The sequence below is a fragment of the Paenibacillus sp. YN15 genome (assembly GCF_003285005.1).
Taxonomy (GTDB): Bacteria; Bacillota; Bacilli; order Paenibacillales; family NBRC-103111; genus Paenibacillus_AR.
Genome location: NZ_QMFA01000056.1, coordinates 1 through 21,797, shown reverse-complemented (window position 1 = coordinate 21,797; position 21,797 = coordinate 1). Strand labels below are relative to the sequence as shown.

Sequence of the window (21,797 nt, the reverse complement as noted above, 5' to 3'; positions counted from 1 at the left end):
CCCTCCGATGAAAATCCAGGGAAGTTCATGAGAGATCTCCTTGAATGCCGCGCTAGGCATTCATTCTGCCTGACAGCCATCGAGAAAGAACATATAAACGCGATCATTGAATCCCGGCAAATGCTCATGTCCAAAGTCGGGATAAATCGCTAATTGTTTTGGTGCCGTGATCTTGTTGTAAGCGGCAAATTGGGTTGACGGAGGGCAAATTGTATCCATCAATCCAACGGCCATCAGCGTCTCTCCGCGTATCCGGCTGGCCAAATGCTGCAGATCGATATACCCCAACTTGTTGAACATTTCTGCTTCGCGCTCATGCAATGGATCGAACAGGCGGAAATACTCACGAAGCTCACGATAGGCGTCCTTGGCGAGGTCCATCTCCCATACCCGCCGGTAGTCGCACAAGAAAGGATATACTGGCGCCAACCTACTTACGATATGCGGGGCTAACGAGGCGCAAGCGATGGTCAAGGCTCCGCCCTGCGATGCGCCTTTCGCATACACACGCTGCGGATCAATTCCCGGCAAGGTGACAGCTATCTCAGCCAATTGGGCTGTGTCCAGAAAAATATGTCGGAATAGCAATTGATGCGGATCCGGGTCATCCAGACCCCGAATAATGTGACCATTCAGCGTGTTGCCTTTCACGCCGCCGCTGTCTTCGGACCTGCCGCCCTAGCCGCGTGCATCCATTGCCAGTACGCTGAAACCCAAGGCTACATATCCCAGGTAGTCTGACCATTGCCCGGATCCGCCAGAATATCCATGAAAATCCAGAAGTGCTCCGCCCTGCGATTCTTGGCATTTAGGGCGCAAATACTTTGCATGCACACGAGCGCCGCGTACGCCCGTATAATACAGATTGAAACAATCGACGATCGGACTTTGAAAGTGACTTGGTATCATTTCCACCTGGGGATCAATCGCTCTCATCTCCGCTAGAGCCTGATCCCAGTACGCATCAAAATCGGCCGGGCGCGGATTGATCCCCTGATATGTATAAAGCTCATGTAATGGCTTGTCGATTAACGGCATGTATCTCTAAAACCCTCCATTCTTTGATAGACTACAATTACATCATATTGGATTTCTGTGCAATTAAAATAGAAATAATATACTTTCAGGGTATAAATATTTATACCAATCAGACAAGTTCTAGTAGCTCGCCAGAAACGCGGAAGCCATACCGGTAAGCCTAATGGCCAATATAATCGAGCGTCAGCATAAAGCTTTCAAAAGCTGTCGTCGGAATAGCTTAATAAATATCAAAATTTCAATAGAGATAAAGTTTATATATTCCATTCTATTATTGGAAGATGTTTATTAAAATATTAGCGTGAAATTGGATAACGGAGGAGAACGAACAGTGAATATTCAAGAAAGTTCGAGTGTGATTCATCTGACTTTTACAGAAAGATGCACTTTGCATCAAATGGGAGGCTTATAATGGCGATAACAGATAATGTAGACCCGACGGCAAAGCCATACCTGGAACGTATATCAGGGTTGTCCTCCCAGTATGATCACGATCTGGAAACGGCGAAGCCGTATGAGTATTCGGTTCTGCTGGAGGATGAGGATATTTATGCGGAAGCGACGGCGGCCCACCACTCCTGCTATTACCGCTTTTCATATCCGGACAGCGGTCAGCCTGGACTGGTGCTGAACATGCCCAAGGGCGCTTAGATGGAGATGATGGCGGCTGACGCGATTAAAGCCGAGGTCGAGCTTAACGGCATGCGTCAGCATGTCTATTTGCGTCTGTTCCATCCTGCTTCCGCATGGGAATACTGGGAGGAAGACGGCAAAACGGGCATGGCGCTGACGTTTGCCAAGCAGGGCTTGCAAAACCGCGTTGAGGTTCAGGCGGGTATTTCTTACCTGAGTGCCGAACAAGCGCTTGCGAATTTGGTGAAGGATAACAAGGGGAAATCGTATGATTTGATAGAACCGCCGCCTTCGAGCGATGGAACGACGATCTCGGCCGCATCGAGATCAAAGGGGGAAGCGAAGAACAGCGCACAGTGTTCTACACCGCTCTTTATCGGTCGCAGTTGAATATGAGCAATATTACCGAGGACGGCCGTTACTACGGCGGATATGATCATCGCGTTCATGAAAGCGGTGATCACGACTTCTATGTCCATGATAATATATGGGACACGTATCGATCGCTTCATCCTTTGCAGCTTCTGCTCGATCCGGAGCGAAAACGCGACATGATTCGTTCCTATCTCCGCATGTTCGAGCAAAGTGGCTTCTTGCCCCAATTTCCAAGCCTGAGAGGGGATCTCCCGATGATGACCGGGAATCATGCCGCCGCGATGATTGTGGATGCTTATCGCAAAGGCTGCCGCGATTTCGATCATGAGCTGGCCTACCGGGCGATGAAGAAGAATGCAATGGAATGGACGATGCTGCCTTGGGTAAACGGACCGCTGACCGAACTGGATCGCGTCTATCTGGATAAGGGCTTTTTCCCCGCGCTCGGCAAGGGCCAGACGGAGTGGGTGAAGGAAGTGGACGCCTTCGAAAAGAGGCAGGCGGTTGCTGTCACGTTGGAGCATGCCTATGACGATTGGTGCGTGGCGCAAATGGCGCTTATACTTGGCTATCAGGACGATTATGCGTATTTTATGAAAAGGGCGCAAAATTATCGCAACCTGTTTGACGAAACAATTGGCTTTATGGCGCCGAAAACCGCCGACGGCAATTGGGTGAAGGAGTTCGCTCCCAAGCTCGGCGGGGGACTTGGCGGCAGGGATTATTTCTCGGAATGCAATTCCTGGGTTTATACGTTCCACGTTCAACATGATATAGAGGGTTTGATAGAATTGATCGGCGGGCAGCGCGCATTCGAGAAGAAGTTGGACAATCTGTTTACGGAGCAGTACGATGGACCGAAATACGCGTTCCTCGGCCAGTTTCCCGATGCTACGGGATTGATTGGTCAATACTGCCAAGGGAATGAACCGGCATTTCATATTCCTTATTTGTATAACTATGCAGGCGCGCCTTGGAAGACGCAGCGCAGGACGCGGGAAATTATGAAGCTGTGGTATCAGGCGACGCCTGCGGGCATTTGCGGCGATGAGGACAACGGAGCGATGTCCTCATGGTACGTATTCAGCGCCATGGGGCTGTATCCGGTATGTCCGGGCAAGCCGGAATATGAAATTGGAAGTCCGTTATTCGAAGAGACCAAGCTGCGGCTAGGCAACGGATCGACCTTTATTATTCGCGCCAATGGGGCGTCCGATCGCAACAAATATATTCAATCAGCAAAGCTTAACGGTCAAGTCTGGAACAACTCGCGGATCGAACATCGCCTGCTGGAGCAAGGAGGCCTATTGGAGTTCGAAATGGGAAGCAGACCGAACAAGAACTGGGGAATTGACCGGTCCTGACTGGCAGGCGGACTTGCGCGTGTCAATGACGGATAACCCCTTCCTTTGATGACGTTTCAAAGCGAGGGGGTTATTGGTTAATATATTTATGTTCTGAAAGGATAATATTTCTATTTGATTGTCCCAAAATCTAATCTATGATGTAGTTGTAATTTACCAAAGAATGGAGGGTGTTTAAAGAATGAAGAAAAGGTCCATCGTGTCGGCAGTAATATCACTCATGATGGTGTTTGCGCTTTTTCCCGTCTACTCGTTTGCGGATGAGCCCCAAGCTGTAAGCGTGACATTGGGAGAGAATTATGCTAATAACGGCATTTCGGCATGGGCGGGGGACAGCCCCGGCAGCACGACGGAGACAGTCGCGGGAAAGTCGGGTTTGAAGACCAATCCGGCGGTGGGAGCCTCGTACATTTATTTCAATGTGGATAACAATTTTATTTATGGCGGGGGAAACACAGTCAACATTACGATCGAATATTTCGACAATGTTGAAAGCGCTAACAGTACATTTGGATTTTCGTACGATTCTATGACGTCGGCATGGGACTACAATGTGCCGAAAACGTTGCTGACCGGCAGCAATACATGGAAGACGGTAACCTATACGCTGAACGATGCCAACTTCGCCAATCGGGAAAATGGCGCCGACTTCAGAATTTCGAGCACGGCTCCCGTATTGTTCGCAAGTGTAGAGGTTGAGAAGCGAGCCACAACAGCTACGGCTTCTTCGATTCAGTTTGCGCCGGATGTCGTAGAAATGCCCATCGGGACCACCAAGACGGTCATAGCATCAGTGCTGGATCAGCATGGATATGTGATGAATAAGGCGCCCGTCACGTATTCCAGCTCCAACACTGCTGTAGCGACAATTAACAGCAGCGGCGTCTTGACCGCAAAAGAAATTGGAAATGCAGCCATCAAAGCCGTCCGTGGAGGTCTGACTGCGACCTTGCAGGTCACGGTGACAGATATGCAAGGACCGGTAAGCGTAACATTCGGAGCGGTTAATCAGGAGTATGGGATGGTCGCTTTTAGCGGAGACGGCGCGGGACGGACAATTGAAAACTACGACGGTGTCCCTGCATGGCAGACGAATCCGGCCAGCGGCGCCCATTATATTTATTTCCGAGTGTCCGATCATTATATCTACAACGGCAAAAATATCGTGGAAATTACAGTGGATTATTATGATGCGGAGGTAAGCGGCGACAACAGAGGGTTCCGCATAGCTTACGATTCCGTCGCAACGGCGTTCGCCTACACGGAGAGAACGGTTTTGGAAGGCAGCTTGACGTGGAAGCAAGTAACCTATGTTATTGATGACGCCAAGTTCAGCAACAGGCAAAACAATGGAGCCGACTTCCGTATAGAAACCAATACGCCTGTCGCCTTCTCCAAAGCTTCGGTGGAGTTAATACCGAGTGTTTCCATGTGGGGAGAGCATGTCCAAACAGGCAGCATATTTGCAGAAAATGAGACGGTGGTTATCAACCTTCTTGTCAACAATCAATTTGACGTCGCGAAGCAACTGAATGCCACGTACAGGATGACGAATTATTGGAACAACGTTGTGGACAGTGGTCAATTCACCATTAATCTGGGCGCCAATCAGGAGGGACTTGTTTATCCGCTGTCGCTCGGAACGCCGGACAAAGGGACATATACCGTCTCAATCGAGGCGGTCAGCTTGGATGGGATCAGGCTGAATGAAAATATCCATATGGGGGTCATTGCAGACTTAACCGAAAAATCCGTGCATCCGTTTCTCGGCTTCAATACCCACTTCAGTCAATCCTGGAGCGGGGCAAACATCCGTACCCCCTTGGTCGTTCAGGCCGGAGGCACATCGATTCGCGACGGCTACCGCAACAACGACGCCTACATTAATACCGCCGCGGGCAATGGGCTGAGCACGATGGTCGTCACAAGCACTGATCTTCAGTGGATTGAAAATGCTGTAACCAATTTGCTTGGCAAGGTGGATACGTTTGAGATTGGCAACGAGTTGAGTCAGCATATGACGGCCGCGGATTATTTCGCCATTGTTCAAGGAGCGCATGCCATCATTAAAAACGCGGACCCCGCGATCAGGATTGTCGGCGGCGTTACGCTGCCTTACGATGAACCGTGGCTTAAAGCGCTGGTGGATCTTGGCGTAACCAACTATTTGGACGCGATGTCGTTTCACTTGTACCCGTCGACGAATCCCGAGCAGGGCCGTGTCTTTGACGACTTTGAAAATTTAAAGCAATACATTGACAATTATCACGCAGCCAATAGTATGACCAAAAATATTGAGCTCATGCTGACCGAGGTGGGCTGGCCGACCATGGAGCAGAAGTGGGGAGGCTCTTCCGAGCTTGTATCGGCCTCATACGGCGCACAATTATATGTCGATAATCTTGCTCATGATACTCTGATCGACAAGATGTACTGGTACGATTTCCTGAACGATTGTACGGACAGCACGTTTTATGAATGCAATCAGGGCGTGCTCTATGTCGATAATGCGCCCAAGCCCTCCTTCGTCGCCTTCAACAATGTAGCGAATCAACTGGCGGGGGCGGTATTTGTCCAATCGTACAACACATTGGATAACGATGTGCGCATATTCAAATTCCACCGGACGGCAACAAACCAGGATGTGCTGGTGATTTGGTCGAATGTCAATAAGCAGATTGGGCTGCAATTGGGAAGCGGGCCCTTGCAAATTGCGGATATTTTCGGCAACGATCTGCTTTACGACAATGTGGACGGTATAACAACATTGTCCCTATCAACGGCGCCCATTTATATTACCGGCAGCTTCAGCCAGGCTCCTGTGCTGACTGGGCCGGCGTTCGAGGCCGACAAACTTAGAATGACAGCCTCTCCGGAAGAAGAGGTGGAAGTTGTCATTGCGCGCTCGGCAGGCGCGGAATTGATTGCCGGCTCCTATGACATTGAGCTGCCGCTGGGCTGGCAACTCGTATCGGGAGGAGCCTTCAGCGCCAATCAGGCGGAGGACACGCTGGTCTTCAGGGCGCCCGCCTTTCAGACAAGCGGCAGTATTATAATTGATCCCCTGAATGCTTCGGGAGATCGGCTCGGACGGCTTGTTGTGGATGTTCAGATGCAGGAACCGATTGTGCTTCGCATTTCGCCTATCGTCGATCAGACGGGCGATGGATGGGAGCTGGCCGTAAAGCTCGACAATCCCAGTTCGCTTGCGACTATGAGCGGCGGAACGATAACGATTACAGAGCCGCTGGATATGGCGGGCGTAACGGCCTTCGCTCCGACTGCTCCCAATTCCAGTCAACTGATCAGAATTCCGGCTCCATCCATCAGCGTCGACACCCCTTTGCGAGTAAGCTTGCAGGTGGACCGGGACGACAATACCTCTTGGACGGTTGTCCGTACCATTAGCGCGTTGACTGCTGTCAAGACGACAGATCCGATTGTGGTCGACGGCGTAATTGATGCAATGGAATGGAACGGCGCGGAATCCTTTACGATTGATCAGGCATCCCAAGTCAGAATGATTGAAGATTGGGGAGGACCCGGAGATTTAAGCGCTACGGCATATGCCAAATGGGATGAGGATCACCTGTACTTGGCAGTTCGTGTGACGGATGACAGCCATTTCAATAATAATTCCCCGTCCGATGCATGGAAGGGAGATTCTATCCAGTTTACAATCGATCCGGGCCGATCGATTGAGCCCGGTGCTCTGGGATGGAATGAAAATACGATAGCGCTGAATTCAACCACGGGTGCTGTTATGAAAAAAGGAGGAGTTGGCGGCAATAATCTGCCTCACTCTAACATCAGCATAGTGAGGGATGACAACGAAGAGGCTACGGTTTATGAGATGGCGCTCAAATGGACAGATATATTGCCGGAAGGCGAACAGCCGTCCAGCGACACGGCTATTGGCTTTTCCTTCCTCGCCAACGATAATGATGGTTCTTTAAGACGCGGATGGATAGAGTACATGAGCGGTATTGGTTTGACGAAGGACCCCACCTTGTTTGGTGATTTAATTTTTACAAATTTTACTTCTGTCGGAACCAGTGCAGCAATGCCAAGCGCCATCTCGCTGAGCAGATCTTCGATTGCGCTAGAGGTCAATGATACCATAACGGTTCAGGCGGCGGTTTATGATCAGAATAATCAGGCGATGACAGGCATAACGGTAAGTTGGTTAACAAGTGATGCCGATGTGGCCGTTGTGGATGCATCAGGAATGATTACAGCCATCGGTGAAGGAGTGGCTGTGGTGTCCGCCAAATACGGCAACCTGCAGGCGGATGTGAATGTGTCCGTCACGGAACCAAACATGCTCATCATTTTTGACGAGTTTGCCGGCACGAACGGAGCGGCGATTCATGGCCGCTCACCGGATACAGCCAACCTGCCGCAAGGAACATGGTTGCTCTTGAATTTTCCTTCAAACGGTCAATTTACGAGTAAAATCCAGACAGGCGCGGGCAATCATCCCACTCAGGCAGAACTGAAGGCGGGAGGTAACTCCAATGGCGCAATTGCCGTACCGATTTACAGCGAGGGAAGCTATGCAAAGCCGACCCGGCTTAGGATTCAAGCAGATCTGTCCTTTCCTACCCGGGCTTACCAACAGGTGGGGCTTGGCTACTACTCGCAGTTGCCGCAGCAAGGCGGCACTGAAACAGTTGGAACTTACTTCAGCGGCTTGAGGGTTGACAACCGGAGCGGCGAGATTACGCTGATCGTAAATGGGCAGCCGGTTGGCTCGCCGATAGCCTACACGGGAACATGGGATCCGGAAAGCCGCTTCCTTACCTTGGCTTACACGATCGATACGGTGACAGGCTCCATCTTGAATGTCAGCTTTACGGGGAGCGACAGCAATTATGATTTTCTCACCAATGATTTCACGGATGCTGCGACAGCGTATGCCGCCGTTCTGATCGGGCCCACCTTCCAGCGCGACCATAAAGTGGATGTGGATAATTTCCAGGTTGTTGGCATAGCGGCTCCTTAAGAAGCCGGAGATCCCGAATCCGGGATTGTCCCGAAGAGCAGCGCGGTAATGCAGTTTTTAAGATAACGAAAGAAGTCTCCGTCCGCTCAAAGTAGCGGGACGGAGACTTCTGTTTTAATGAAACTGCACGGGTAAATTCACACAGAAGTCAAGCCAAACCGGAGCATTGCCATAGATGTGGTTATAAATTTCCTATAGTTTATGATGAAATATTTATGGTCGCCAATTGACAACCCATACTATAATAAAATGGCAGGCTTCTGCTTCAATTCAGAATCAACCCGGATAAGCATGGGTTCGGCCAAAGGGGGGGCGATCGGGATTATCATGCTATCGATAGTACAAAACATCAAAAATGTATACGATTACATTTTTGGTTCGCTGTTCCGCAAGCTGCTGATTTCTTTTTTTGCCATTATAACAATTACAGTAACGATGCTTGGTTCGTACTATTATACTAAAACATCCCAAGATATAAAGCGCCGCGAAATTCGTAATATGGAGACCCTGAGTGAGCAGGCTGCATCGGCGTTAGAAACGAAGATGACTGGTATCCAAAATACAATGTGGAATTTTTTCTCCGATATTCGCTTTCAAAACTTTGTGATTACGCTCGGGGCGAATCCGGAAGCGTATGATGAATTTTCCGACAAGCTGAGTCAATTTATGTCCGACTATCCCGAAGTCGACTTTTTTGTCGTATCACAGCTTGAGGGCAACCAGCTTCTAAAGGGTAATTTTAAGAGCACGGATATTATTGAATTTGAGCGGCTGAAGCAGCTCGCTGTCTCGAAAAACGGCCGGGGAGCCTGGGTACCGTCGGTGACGTTTGAGTCCCGAACTGGTCAGGAGACGAGCACGCTTGCTTACGTGCAGGCGCTCAAGAAAACGAACAACTTTATAGCAGACTTTCCCCTCATTGGCATCATGATGGTCCAATTGTCTCATGAGTCCTTAACTCAATGGCTGCAGGGCATCTGGGAACATGAAGCGGCAGACTATTTGCTGACGGACCAGGAGACCGGACAGATTCGCATTGCCTCCAATCCGGATTTGAGAGGGCGGTACTTGGACAGTCTGAGAGACGAGGGGCTGTTGTTCGTCACTTATCCATTGGCCAATACCCCCTGGTCTCTCGTGGGAATCGCCAATACGAAAGCGCTGCTGGTGGAGGTCGAGAAGCTGGCATTAAACACTATTTATCTGGGAATAGCCTGCCTGCTCGGATCTCTGCTCATGGCAAGCCTGCTTTCTTCCCGAATATTGACTCCGCTCAAGGAGCTGAAGAAAGGTATTGTCATGGTGGAGAAGGGAGACTACGATATTCAGTTGTCCATTGGCGCCCGGGGCGAAATAGGTTATATTATTTACCGCTTCAATCAGATGGCGGCGGAAATCAAGTCGCTCATTATGAGAATTTACGAGACAGATCTGGTAAGGAAGGAATCGGAGATCAAGTCGCTGCAGTCGCAAATCAATCCCCATTTTCTGTATAACACGCTTGGCGTCATCGAAAGTCTCGCAACCTTGCATGATGACGACCGCATTAGCATGATCAGCCGTTCCCTGGCCAAGATGTTCCGATACAATATTAGCTCGGATCGGATGTCCACCATCCAGATGGAGCTTGGGCAAATTCGGCTGTATTTGTATATTCAACAGCAGCGTTACGGAGAACGGGTGCATTATACCATCGAGTCGGACGAACAACTGGATTGGGTTCAAATTCCGAAGCTGCTGTTTCAGCCGCTTGTAGAAAATTGCTTCGTCCATACATTCGACCGGATGACGGCCGATGGATTGCTAAAAATCAGAATCTGGCGCGATTCCCATGAGCGGCTGTTCATATCCGTATGGAATAACGGTCCCGCCATTGAGAAGGGAAAGCTTAAGCAGATTCAGGAGATGCTTGGCAACAGCATCCCTCATCGGCGCTCTTCGGAGCGGCCGACCTCGGTAGGGTTGCTGAATGTGCACCATCGGGTCAAGCTTCTGTACGGCAATGAATACGGTTTGTCTATTGAAAGTCATCCAGAGCAGGGAACAGAAGCAGTAATATGCTTCAGAGAACTCAGCGAGGAGGAACGCAAAAGTGAAGATATTGATCATTGAGGATGAACCGCTGCTGCGCCAAGGGCTGATAAAGCGCGTGAAGCAATTCGGCCTTCCCATATCCTCGATTATCGAAGCGGGCGACGGCCGCCAGGGGCTGAGTAAAGTGCTTGAGGAAAAGCCGGATATCGTCATAACGGATATTCGCATGCCGGAAATGAACGGACTCGAGCTTATTCGAGAAGTCAGAAAGGGAAAGGAGAATATTGCCTTTATTATTGTCAGCGGCTATGAGGAGTTCGAATACGCAAAGAAGGCTGTCCAGTACGGAGTAGTTGACTATTTGTTGAAGCCGGTGGACCACGAGGAGCTTCGAAGCAGCTTATGCGGCATTGCCGAGCGAATGGAGCATCAGCGTCGCCAAACGGCACTTTTTGATGAATTGCAGTTGCTTCAGCAGCAGAATGACAAGAACGCGCGCGAGCGTCTGTTGACCAGGATGATCCAGCAAGGAGGGCTACGGGCGGAGCTGGAGCAGGATCCGAAGCTGAGCGCCTTGCAAGCGGCCTGCATGGAATTTACGGCTATTGTATTCGAAATAGATATTCCGCCGCTGCCCTTTCGCTCTTTCCTTGCAGGGGACGAAGAATTGCTGCGGTTTGCCATATCCAATATCATACGACAAATGATGAGCCCGTTCAGCCACGAAGGAGCGCTGTTTCAGCATTCCATCTATGACAAGGAGTTTGTGTATGTGTTCGGAGATTCCCATGCCCAGCGATGGCCGGATGCCGAGAGGGAGCTGAACAACATCATGGACGGAATCAATCGTTATCTCCGGCTTGACATGGTAATTGGAACCGGCTTGCCGGTGAAAGGTATCGAAGATATTCACCATTCCTACCAGCAGGCCAAGCAAGCGTTAAGAAATCGGATTATACACGGCCGCAACAAAGTGTATTGCTTCGTCCCGGCGGTGGCTGAAGGCGAACCGAGCAGCTCGATTATTAGCGGCGAGGACGAACGGTTTCTGGACAGGAAGCTGAAGGACTGCAATGCCGATGCTATTCATCGCTGGCTGGAATGGCGGATAAGGCGTATCGTTGATGAAGCGGGTGCTCAGTTCAGGCAGCTGGAAAGCTTTTGCGTGGAGCTGCATTTGTTTTACCGCAAGTACTTGCTGACCCAGACAAGCGTCCCCGAATGGGTTATTGGCGATATTCATGATTTGCGGACCAGCCTTGGCGAGGCGGATAATTGGCTGGAAGTTGAGCGGAGGCTTGCCAGTACCACCTCCAACATTATTGACCATTTGAATCAGCTCCGCAAAGCCAAGCATTATGATGTGCTGGACGAGGTGAAAAGTTATATCGACGCCAATTTGCATGAAGCGCTAAGTTTGCAGACGATTGCGGATTGCTTCTATATTCATCCCAACTATCTTTCCAGAAGGTTCAAAGAGCGTTTTGAGTCAAGTTTTATCAGTTATTTGACGGGGGAGCGGGTGCGAAAAGCGGAGCAGCTGCTGAAAGAGACAGAAATGAAAATCCAGGAGATCGCTACGATTGTCGGATATCCCGATGCGGCATACTTTAGCAGTGTATTTCGTAAAGCAACAGGCAAGTCGCCTGTTCAATATCGATCCCAGTTCCCGGATCAACTGACGGGAACGCTCGACGAATAGAAGCTTCCGCCGCGCGCAATGATTGAAAGTAAAGCCCCGGGTGTGAAAAATAGATAATACTTTCATACTTATGCCGTTAATTATTTCTATTCATTTCATCATGCGGTTCAGATACGATTGAATTGTAAAATCAATTCATGATTGGGGAGGAATTCAGATGCCAAGACACGGGGGATTGAACAAAACGGGAGCTGCGATCATTATTTTTGTGCTTATTGCAAGCATATTGGCTGCATGCAGCTCCGGTACGGGCTCCAATGGGAGCAGTGAGAGCGGAGCGACGAGCGCCCCGGCAGCCGCAGCAGGGTCAAGCAATGCCAACGCAGGCGGGAAACAGCCCGAAACTGTGGAAATTACCGTATGGGATAAACCGGCTCCGAACAGCACGCAGAAATCTATTCAAGAAACGTTGTTTGCGAAGTTTGACGAGCTTTATCCGCACATCAAAGTAACGCACCAGGATATCACGCAAAGCAAAGAGAAATTTATGGCGGCGGTTGCCGGCGGCCAACAGCCGGATGTGTTCTTCCCGTCGTTCCCGGATATGCAGGTCTATATTGGCACAGGAATTGTGGCCGATATTACCGATCTGGTGAACGAGTCCAACTTGAAGGATACTTTTATTGAAGGCGCTTTCGACCTTGCTACCGAGAAAGGAAAAATTTACGGCGTTCCGACCAATATGTACACTACCGGCTTGTATTACAACAAGAAGCTGTTCGCCAATGCTGGAATTACCAAAGCGCCGGAAACCTGGGAAAAATTCATTGAAGTGGCGAAGGCTGTGCAGAATGCTAATCCGGGAACGACCGGCTTTGATATTCTTGGTATGGACTGGGCGGACTGGCATTTTGAATATTACGCCTGGCAAGCAGGCGGGGATCTGACGGAGCTGCAGCCGGACGGAACGGTGAAGCTGACCTTTGATTCCGAGCCTGTTGTTAAAGCTCTGCAGTACTACAAGGATCTGAAATGGACGCATCAGGTTGTGCAAAACAATGTGCTCCAATCTGTTGAGGAGAACAACAAAGACTTCTATACCGGCAAAGCCGCCATGATTCTTGGCGCGACAGACAGCTTCACCGTTTTTGTCGGCAAAGGCATGGATCCGGATGATATCGGCTTCGCTCCATATCCCAAAGGACCTGCGGGCATCTCGCTGGCCCAGGCGGGCGGTCAATTTGCAGCCATCAGTCCGACGGCTTCGCCCGAGAAGAAAAAAGCGGCATTCGAGTATATTAAGTTCATGACATCAAAGGAATCCAAAGAGGCGCAGCTTCAGTTTAGCAAAGACAACGGACTTGGCGTCAATCCGCTGAGTATACTCAGAGATATCGATACGACGCAATATATTGAGGATATGCCTCAGGACTTTGTTGCGGCGATCAAGGAAGCAGCCAAGAACCAACGTCTGGAATATTATCTGAAGTCCAGTCTCAGTCCGTATATTGTGAAACCCATTCAGAAAGTACTGCTGGACAAAAATACGGATCCGCTTACAGAACTGAAAGCGGCGCAAGATCTGGCACAAAAGGAAGTTGTTGATAAATTTAACGAGGATGTATTGAGTAAGAAGAAGTAGGTCGGGCAGGTTCTGCACATCGGGATTTCCATGATGGAAATCCCGGTGCTATTATTTAGCTGGGAGTGAAGATATGAATTCCGAAACTGGCGCAGTGGTAAGGACAACGAGCTTACGGACTCGGAAATTTAAAATTCGGTGGACCCCGATTCTGTTTTTGCTGCCCTCGATTATTGTCTTTCTATTATTTAAATATTACATGATCTTCTCTGCTATTCATATCAGTTTGCACAATTATGATATTGTGAATCCTCCCGGCAAATTCGTCGGACTGGAAAACTACTTTCTGTTTTTAAAAACCAAAACGTTCTGGTTGGCGTTGAAAAACACATTTATTATGTTTTTCCTGTCGGTTGCCATTGTTTTCTGGGTACCGATCGTTCAAGCGATATTTCTCAGTGGAATCAAACGGGCGAACGCAGTATACCGGGTCTTGTATCAAATTCCGGCCATATTGCCGCTTGTAGCCGGTTTATTGCTGTGGAAATGGATGTATAACCCGGATCGGGGATTATTTAATTATTTGTTGGGAAAAGTGGGATTGGGACCTTACGGATGGCTGAATGATATGGCAATGACCAAGTTTGCCATAGTCCTGCCCGGTTTTTTTTCCAGCGGCGGGGTCGGGGTGCTGCTATATTACGCCGCAATAAAGTCTATTCCATCAGATCTGTTTGAATCGGCCAAGATAGATGGCTGCGGCCCTTGGAAGAGACTTTATTATATCGTATTGCCCAATATCCGCTTTGTGATTTTCATTCAGTTTATAACCTTTCTGTCTGGTGTGCTGCTTGCATTCGATAATATATTCATTATGACGCAAGGCGGTCCGGCAGACGCTTCATTGGTTGTCTCCCTGTTGATTCAACGATCCGCATTTGAGCAATATAATTTTGGCATGTCGGCGGCGTTATCGTTTTTCATGTTTATAATCATCGCTATCATTACGGTTATTCAATTCAAATTGCAAAAGGAGGGAGATTGATCGGCATGAACAACCGCATCAGAGAAAAAGGTGAAAAAAGCCTGAAAATCACCTCGTACATCGTAACGATCATGTTCCTGATCTTTTGTATACTGCCGCTGGTATGGCTGTTATTGACATCGATTATGGACAATGAATCCATCGAATCTCCGACACCGAAGTTTATTCCTCAGGTGCCGCACTCCCTGAAGGTCACCATCGACTTTTCGGGCGTTGAAGCGACGGATCGGGATTTTTACTTGAAGGAAGCGATGGAAGCGACATGGTTTCCCTGGGCCACGATGATTCGGGACAATTTGGGTGAAATTATTATCCGCGGAACGCGGAACGGCAAGGAATTATTTCAAGCCAGGACGATCTCCGCGCAGTTTTATTCCGGGCAATCCTCCATTGTGCCTACGCGTGTTGTAAACGATAATGTTATGGCATTGAAATTGCCCATTATTCAAGAGCGGCAGCTAAGTGACTTTGACTGGTTCGGGTTGGACCGGAATCCGGACAAGACGACGCCTCCGGCGGGACAAAGCGGGCATGCGGCTGTACAGCATTATCAGGAATTTTTTGATAAGCATGATGTGATTGCGGGCAAAATCGTTTCCATTGAGCATTCACGCAATCCTCTGCGCCTGTTTGACAGCTATGCAAGCTTGAAGTATATGGCGGCGGATAAGGTGGGGGGGCTTGGATTTTATAGATACTTCTTGAACAGCTCCATTGTTACGTTCACGGTTATCCTCTGGCAGCTTTTATTCGCAGGCTTGGGAAGCTATGCCTTATCGCAGCTTATCCGCAGCTCCCGTTTAAAATTTGCGCTGCTCATGTTTTTTCTGGCCACAATGATGATTCCGGGTGTGTCCACCCTGATTCCCCAATTTTTGCTCATGCAAAAATTGAATTTGATTGACACGTTATGGGCTATTATTCTGCCTCACTTTGCCTGGGGGTTCGTAATCTTTCTGTTTAAAGGTTTTTTTGATCAATTGCCCGGCGAGCTGCTGCAAGCAGCCAGAATCGACGGCGCTTCTGAATTTAAAACATTCACACGCATCGTCATTCCAATGTCGATTCCCGTATTTACCATTGTTGGTGTCATGACATTCATACCGGTATGGAATGAGTTTATGTGGCCGTATATCGTCACGCAATCTCCCAGCAATTGGACCTTTACGGTAGCCATGAACGATATGCAGCAGACAACCAATCAGGGTACTGTAGCCCGGCCTAACTGGATTAGCGCCAGCGGCGTCATTTCAATGATTCCGCTTCTCATCTTATTTGTGACAACACAGCGATATGTAGAGAAAGGAATCAACTTTACGGGGATAAAAGGCTGATAGAAACAAGGATATTCAAAGAGGAGAACGATTGATGAGCAATCAACGGGAAGTTTTTCGACTATGGCATTTCTATTGAGGAATTACGCGAGCGGTTTAAGCCGCTGTATTCCGGGCTGATTTACGATGTTATGGATGAAATGGGATTGCCGTACCAGGCCTTGCGAATGAAATCAAACCTTTGAAAAACGAGTGGGTCCTTGCCGGACCGGCCTATACCATCAAGATGGAGACAACGCCTTCAACCGATTGAATGCAATACCGCGTGAAAGGGTAAAAGAAGTGTTGGAAAAATGCGAACAAGAGTTCAGACACGAGAATGATGCGCGCGAATTATACAGGCAGCCCGGTGCTAACCCGGTGGAAATATATAAAAGGCTCGGCAAGCTGTAACTCCCGATGAAACAACTGCGACTTCGTGAAGCGGAAACGAGAGGTGTAAGGAATGCAAATTAAGCAAACGGTATTTATTACGAAAGATAATCGGAACTTGGTGTTGCTTCATTTACCAGATACAGTTTGGGATGGATGCAACGCCTATACGATTGCTGTGAGCATCGGCGGAACGCTTATTGAAGAAGGACTTTCATTCTTTTCCCGCAAGGCGAAGCTGTTTTTGCCGCTGGTCGAGCAGCACAGCGAGTGCTGCGTCTATTTGCATCGATTTTGCGAGTTGCCGCTCCTCTTTAAGTTTACTTTAAAACCGGTAAAAAAATGGAGCATAAATTTTGTGGCGTCCTCTCATGAGGATTTGGGGTATTGCGCTTATGCCAATATGCTTGGTTCCGAATGTGCGGACTATTTGGACAGGGCGATAGAAATCATCGATACAGACCGCCGCTTCAAATATATGATCGAGCATTATTGGTGGTTAAAGGGATTCGAGGATTATCGCGATGAAACAAGCTATCTGCGGCTGAAACAGTATTTGAACAGCGGCCATATCGAATTGAACGCGCCCCATTCCGGTGTGCATTCGCATTGGCACGGTTACGAACAATTGCCGCGGTCCATGTATTATTCCGGTATAGAAGCGAAAAAAAAATGGGGGATAACGCCCAAACTTGCTTTATATGCTGATTTGTCCGGAATTTCCTGGTCGGCTGTGAGCGCTTATATGCAAGCCGGTATCCAATATGCAGCGGTACTGGATAACCGAGGCTGGCGATTTTCCACCGATGACCGGGTTCTGCCCAAAATTTTCTGGTGGGAAGCACCCAATCAGAAAGACCGCCTGCTTTGTTGGACGCAGTATGGCTATCGCGAACAATCGCTGACCAGTATTTTCTGCAATACGCTGCGGCAGTATCCGGAAGGTACATTCTACTTTGACGAAAGCAAAGCGGTCAAAACCGAGGAGGCTGTTAATGCCATCATCGATGATTTGGGCGATGTGGATTATGATCTCCTGCCGCTTGCTTTCTATGATGACCGGGAAATGCCGACGACCATGCTGCTTACGGTTTGCGAAGAGATGAATAGACGCTGGGCGTATCCGAAATTCGGGATGGGACTGCCGAGTCAGGATTTGGCGTACATTGCCGACAATTTCGGCGACAGCATCCCTGTTCTTTCAGGGGATCTGTCCGATCAATGGGCGGATTTCGCTACGATCGCTCCCGATTGGTTCGCCGCCAAACGCGAGGCGGAGGTCCTTTTGCCTGTTGCGGAAACCCTTGTGGTTTTATCTGCGCTGGAAGGCGCAAAAAAGGGGTACCCGAGGGAACGAATCAATGAGGCGATGTGGCGGCTTTGCGAGTTTGACGAACATTGCTGGGGTACTTCCGCCAAGCATCCGCTAGCTATGCATAAGTTCAATTTGTATCTGATGAAAAGAGAATCCGCAAAGGTTGCCAAACGGATTGTGTCGGGGATTATAGACGATGTGATCCTTTCCGGCTCGGAGACGTCCGGTTTTTCCGTTTGGAACACCATTCCTCATCGGCGCAATGCAACGCTGAAGTTATCAGGAAGGCAAGTCCCGAAGGGTGTTCAGTGTCAAACGCTGAGCAATGGGGTCACGATTACCGAGCCGGTTGATTTACCGGCGTATGGATTCCGCATGTTTGAGACTTCACGAATCGAGCCGGATGCTCAAGCATCCCGTTTCAGTGATACAGAAACGGGAATAATTGACACCCCTTTTTACATTGTGACATGTGATCCTGGGACGCATACCATTAACAGCATTGTGGAAAAGGCAACCAACGAAGAACTGCTGGATCGTTCATCGCTATTCGGATTAGGCGACTTTATCTATGTGAATACCGATACAAAGACCAGCAAAGAACTGCAGGTTGAAACCGCAAAGCGGCGCAGTTTTCAAATCGAGCGCGGGCCGCTTGCCGTTGTAATTGCCAAAACAAGCTATGAAGAGCAAAGCGGAGCGAACGTAACGAGCACTATTATTTTCTATACGCACGAGAAAAACATCGACGTGTCGTTGAAGTTTGATCATGCAACAGGACTGATGGGCGATTATTATGATCGTTACAAGAAAAACATCTTCTTTGCGTTTCCCTTTAAGATGGAAAACCATCAGTTTTATACCGAACTTGCGGGCGGTGTCGTGAATGAACCAAGAGATCGTCTGCCGGTAAATCCGCATGATTTTGTAGTGGCACAAAATTGGGTGGCGGTTCAGAATGAAAGCCGAGGGATTGCCCTGTATTCCAAGGAAATGCCTGTTTTCCATCTGGGCGGCATTCATTATAACAAGCTCTCAAGCCGCGTCACCTATGAAAATGCGAATATCTATTTGTTTGCCGCCTCAAATCGGAGCAATCAGCTGAACTTTACGTCAAAGGAGGATTGCTTCGGGGAGTATTCTTTGTCGGTATTGCCGTATCAAGGCGGCTGGAACGAACAGGTTCCTGATTGGAGCGTTAACAAAACGTATACGCCGCTGATCGGTGCGGCTTATTCGGAGACGAATGAAAAAAGCTATATGTCTCTTGATGCGGATAACGTGCGCATGCTCTCATTCAAAAGATCGGAGGAGGATGACGACGCATTTATCGCACGATTTATTGAAACCGGCGTCAAGTCGGCAACAGCATCCTTCAAACTGCCCTTCTCCATTCAGGAGGCGGTTTATACCAACGGGATCGAAGAAAGCACAGGGATTGCTGCCGAGTTTCAGGACGATACAATTTATTTTGAGATTGACCAATATTCTTATGTTACCCTAAAAATTCGTAGTCTGGACGGGTTGTCCATACCTGACGAGCAGCCGAACCCGGCAAAGATAACGAATCTTTTCACCTTTGTCAGTGAAAATCTTAAAACGATTTTATCCTTTGAAAAGCGGCATTGTGAAAAGGCGACAGCGTTTGAAATTTACGGCGACGGGCACAAGCTGATGACGGTTCCGAATGAGCCGTTCAAGGTGCAGTGGTGTGAAATCGATTCCATCGCCTACAACACTTATACGGTCGAGGCGATTGAAGAATGAGCGCGAAGATGACCGGAATCGAGATATCGGCATTTGAGGGCAAGGGGTACACTCGGGTGCACGGTTTTAATGGTTGGTGCGTGGCGCTGATCAATTATGCAGATCATTTGCAAACGGCGCACGTTTCCCGGCTGGAAAGACATCTGTTGACCGACGAAGTGTTTCTGCTGCTTAGCGGCCAAGCCTCGCTGTTTGTTGGGGACGAGCTCCGGGAAATCCCGATGGAGACTGGTAAGCTGTATATAGTCAAGAAAGGTGCCTGGCATACAGTCACACTCAGCGAAGATGCCTGTGTGGCTGTAGTCGAGAATGACGGCACGGGACCGGAGAACACGCAATATTATCTCGATAGAGGTGAAGCGGATGAAGATCGATCTGGATAACAAGGTAGTCCTGATCACCGGAGCGGGGAGCGGCATCGGGAAGTGCACCGCCCGGATGTTCGCCGAATGCGGCGCCTCCGTCATTGTCCATTATCGCAATCATAAAGAGGAGGTTGATTCTTTTCTGTCGGAATTATCGGCCTTGCCCGGACGGCATGTCTCGTTTCAAGCGGAATTGTTGAACCGGGAAGAGATCAGAGAGATGTTTGCCCAAGTCGAAGCGAGCTACGGCCGCCTGGATGTATTGGTCAACAATGCGGGGTATTGTCCCAAGGAGTCTTTTCTGGACATCGAGAACGAATCGCTGGACAAAACACCGGATGTCAATTTCAAGGCTACTTTTATTGCGATTCATCTGGTTGAAAGCGACCATCTTGGCATAACGATGTGTCAGGGAACCTATGCCGCTATGGGAGAAGATTTGGAACAAGTAATACCGGCTTTTGCCAAGAAAAAGAAAATATTTTTTGTGCATTTCAGAGATATTGTCGGCGATAGATATAAGTTTAATGAAACCTTTCATGATAATGGACAGACGGACATGGCGAAAATAGTGAAAATCTATCAGGATTATGAATTGGATATTCCGATTAGAGTGGATCATGTTCCCACACTGGCGGGAGAATGTTACAGACGTTCTATCTTGGCAAGAAATTGACGGTGCAACGTGTCCAGATTCGGACAGAATATCTGACTAAAAAGGGCGTATAAACGGGAAGCCCGGTCTCATCACCAGCTTCCCGCTTTTTCAGATCTCTACCCAGTAGGTTTGCTTGTTCTTCAAGTAAAACCGAGCGTCCTCGCTCATGATCACGTACCAATCCTGGTCCATCTCGATCCGACACTCCAGCCCGTCCCGAATGCGCATCAGCAGATATTCCCCGCAGTGAAATCCCACTTTTCGCCCCCGATCTCCACTACCCACCAAGCCTCATTCCGGTCGTAGGTCATCGGAAGCCATCGTCGCGTCATGACAATTGCGATTTGCCCTCTACCCGCAATTCGTATTGCAAACCGAGTCTGATTTCATCATAACAGAATCTGCTGCTTCAAAAGAACAAGGAAAGCAGTTATTAAAATGGAAGCAATTCGACATTGTATTATTGGATTTGATAATGACTCCTCCTGATTATGATGGGCTAGATTTAGCAAGAGAAGTATTAGAACAGAACTCACATAAAATCATCATGATTTCATCTGTAATAGAAAACGAATGGATTAGCAACGCTGTTCAAATTGGTATGAAAAATATAGTGTTTAAATCCCAATTTCAAGAACCTCCAACATTAAATACGTGAAGCTGACAATTCATATGAGGCAGTAGTTACGGTCGTACATAAAAAAGACAAAAAAAGGAGCAGCGGCACTTCAGATGCCAACTGCTCTCAAAGCCCCAGTTGAGTCATCTGTTTCCCCTCGTCCATGGCATCATTCTCTGCGCCGGACGGAAGCCACAAGAATTTTTCCCGTTCCCACACTTCGCTTTTTTCACGCGCGCCGCGCATAACTTGAATGTGGTCAACCGGGATATACGCACCTGATGCGATTTAGTCCTTTAGTAGTTGGAGCAATCATCTATGTCATAATGGATCGTAACGAAAAGCTGAGACGCTCCGGGATCGCTCAGATCGATACTATTATTTCCTTTTTTCGCATGCGCCGCGCATAGCATAACTTGATTAACCGGCATAACTTGAAGTAATGTGGACGCTAGATTTGTTATCAGCAGTGGGTGGGCATATCCCGCCAAAGAGGGAGTACAGTAGCAGCACAGGTGAATAAGAAGGATATGAGACTGAGCAACATTCCTCTAAAGTCAGGTTGGGTCACTTTTTGGAGAAAAATAGTGAAACATCCAATTTGTTATGCTACTATTGGATTAGATGAAGGATAATATGTAATTATCGG

The 21,797-nt window shown here is 48.6% G+C and carries 14 protein-coding genes and 1 pseudogene; 13 read left to right on the top strand and 2 right to left on the bottom strand.

Translation table 11 applies throughout. From position 1 onward, the window contains the following. Positions 1-60: 60 nt before the first annotated feature. Positions 61-1,038: pseudogene (locus DQG13_RS28010) on the bottom strand (acetylxylan esterase). 411 nt (positions 1,039-1,449) lie between these two features. Between DQG13_RS28010 and DQG13_RS28005 the strand changes: the two are divergent. From DQG13_RS28005 to DQG13_RS27950, 12 genes are all read left to right on the top strand, one after another. Further along, complete coding sequence (locus tag DQG13_RS28005) at positions 1,450-1,689, top strand: hypothetical protein (RefSeq protein WP_113023499.1); 240 nt, start codon at positions 1,450-1,452, stop codon at positions 1,687-1,689. Beyond that, complete coding sequence (locus DQG13_RS28000) at positions 1,690-2,061, top strand: hypothetical protein (protein ID WP_113023498.1); 372 nt, start codon at positions 1,690-1,692, stop codon at positions 2,059-2,061. Next, complete coding sequence (locus DQG13_RS27995) at positions 1,992-3,410, top strand: glycoside hydrolase family 92 protein (protein ID WP_113023497.1); 1,419 nt, start codon at positions 1,992-1,994, stop codon at positions 3,408-3,410. The genes DQG13_RS28000 and DQG13_RS27995 overlap by 70 nt, the downstream gene beginning before the upstream one ends. Positions 3,411-3,591: 181 nt before the next feature. Continuing rightward, positions 3,592-8,415, top strand: a complete 4,824-nt coding sequence (locus DQG13_RS27990; protein WP_113023496.1) for a sugar-binding protein — start codon at positions 3,592-3,594, stop codon at positions 8,413-8,415. 291 nt (positions 8,416-8,706) lie between these two features. Further along, entirely contained in the window at positions 8,707-10,527 is a 1,821-nt protein-coding gene (locus DQG13_RS27985) for a sensor histidine kinase (RefSeq protein WP_181593041.1), read from the top strand. After that, positions 10,508-12,151 (top strand): response regulator, encoded by a 1,644-nt coding sequence (locus DQG13_RS27980; RefSeq protein WP_113023494.1) that lies wholly within the window; start codon positions 10,508-10,510, stop codon positions 12,149-12,151. Before DQG13_RS27985 ends, DQG13_RS27980 begins: the two co-directional genes overlap by 20 nt. A 157-nt stretch (positions 12,152-12,308) precedes the next feature. After that, positions 12,309-13,733 (top strand): extracellular solute-binding protein, encoded by a 1,425-nt coding sequence (locus DQG13_RS27975; protein WP_113023493.1) that lies wholly within the window; start codon positions 12,309-12,311, stop codon positions 13,731-13,733. A 73-nt stretch (positions 13,734-13,806) separates the two neighbouring features. Next, positions 13,807-14,718, top strand: coding sequence for a carbohydrate ABC transporter permease (locus tag DQG13_RS27970; protein WP_113023492.1), 912 nt, complete (start codon positions 13,807-13,809; stop codon positions 14,716-14,718). Positions 14,719-14,723: 5 nt separating this feature from the next. Next, positions 14,724-16,052 (top strand): carbohydrate ABC transporter permease, encoded by a 1,329-nt coding sequence (locus DQG13_RS27965; protein ID WP_146767222.1) that lies wholly within the window; start codon positions 14,724-14,726, stop codon positions 16,050-16,052. A 445-nt stretch (positions 16,053-16,497) separates the two neighbouring features. After that, complete coding sequence (locus DQG13_RS27960) at positions 16,498-19,506, top strand: glycoside hydrolase family 38 N-terminal domain-containing protein (RefSeq protein WP_113023490.1); 3,009 nt, start codon at positions 16,498-16,500, stop codon at positions 19,504-19,506. Further along, the gene (locus tag DQG13_RS27955; RefSeq protein ID WP_113023489.1) at positions 19,503-19,889 is read left to right on the top strand and encodes a cupin domain-containing protein; all 387 of its coding nucleotides are present in this window, start codon (positions 19,503-19,505) and stop codon (positions 19,887-19,889) included. The genes DQG13_RS27960 and DQG13_RS27955 overlap by 4 nt, the downstream gene beginning before the upstream one ends. Further along, complete coding sequence (locus tag DQG13_RS27950) at positions 19,870-20,547, top strand: SDR family NAD(P)-dependent oxidoreductase (RefSeq protein WP_181593040.1); 678 nt, start codon at positions 19,870-19,872, stop codon at positions 20,545-20,547. Before DQG13_RS27955 ends, DQG13_RS27950 begins: the two co-directional genes overlap by 20 nt. 90 nt (positions 20,548-20,637) lie before the next feature. On the opposite strand, the gene DQG13_RS31045 is transcribed toward DQG13_RS27950, so the two are convergent. Continuing rightward, positions 20,638-20,787 (bottom strand): DUF5348 domain-containing protein, encoded by a 150-nt coding sequence (locus DQG13_RS31045; protein WP_181593039.1) that lies wholly within the window; start codon positions 20,785-20,787, stop codon positions 20,638-20,640. Positions 20,788-20,866: 79 nt separating this feature from the next. Here DQG13_RS31045 and DQG13_RS31970 point away from each other — a divergent pair, with 79 nt between their 5' ends. Continuing rightward, positions 20,867-21,187, top strand: a complete 321-nt coding sequence (locus DQG13_RS31970) for a response regulator transcription factor (RefSeq protein ID WP_113023487.1) — start codon at positions 20,867-20,869, stop codon at positions 21,185-21,187. Positions 21,188-21,797: the final 610 nt, after the last annotated feature.

Excerpts from the sequence above, each read along its gene's own strand:
- DQG13_RS27965 (WP_146767222.1), top strand. The coding sequence starts at position 14,724 with ATGAACAACCGCATCAGAGAAAAAGGTGAAAAAAGCCTGAAAATCACC.
- DQG13_RS27975 (WP_113023493.1), top strand. The coding sequence starts at position 12,309 with ATGCCAAGACACGGGGGATTGAACAAAACGGGAGCTGCGATCATTATT.
- DQG13_RS27985 (WP_181593041.1), top strand. The coding sequence starts at position 8,707 with ATGGGTTCGGCCAAAGGGGGGGCGATCGGGATTATCATGCTATCGATA.
- DQG13_RS27990 (WP_113023496.1), top strand. The coding sequence starts at position 3,592 with ATGAAGAAAAGGTCCATCGTGTCGGCAGTAATATCACTCATGATGGTG.
- DQG13_RS28005 (WP_113023499.1), top strand. The coding sequence starts at position 1,450 with ATGGCGATAACAGATAATGTAGACCCGACGGCAAAGCCATACCTGGAA.
- DQG13_RS27960 (WP_113023490.1), top strand. The coding sequence starts at position 16,498 with ATGCAAATTAAGCAAACGGTATTTATTACGAAAGATAATCGGAACTTG.
- DQG13_RS27950 (WP_181593040.1), top strand. The coding sequence starts at position 19,870 with ATGAAGATCGATCTGGATAACAAGGTAGTCCTGATCACCGGAGCGGGG.
- DQG13_RS27970 (WP_113023492.1), top strand. The coding sequence starts at position 13,807 with ATGAATTCCGAAACTGGCGCAGTGGTAAGGACAACGAGCTTACGGACT.
- DQG13_RS28000 (WP_113023498.1), top strand. The coding sequence starts at position 1,690 with ATGGAGATGATGGCGGCTGACGCGATTAAAGCCGAGGTCGAGCTTAAC.
- DQG13_RS27955 (WP_113023489.1), top strand. The coding sequence starts at position 19,503 with ATGAGCGCGAAGATGACCGGAATCGAGATATCGGCATTTGAGGGCAAG.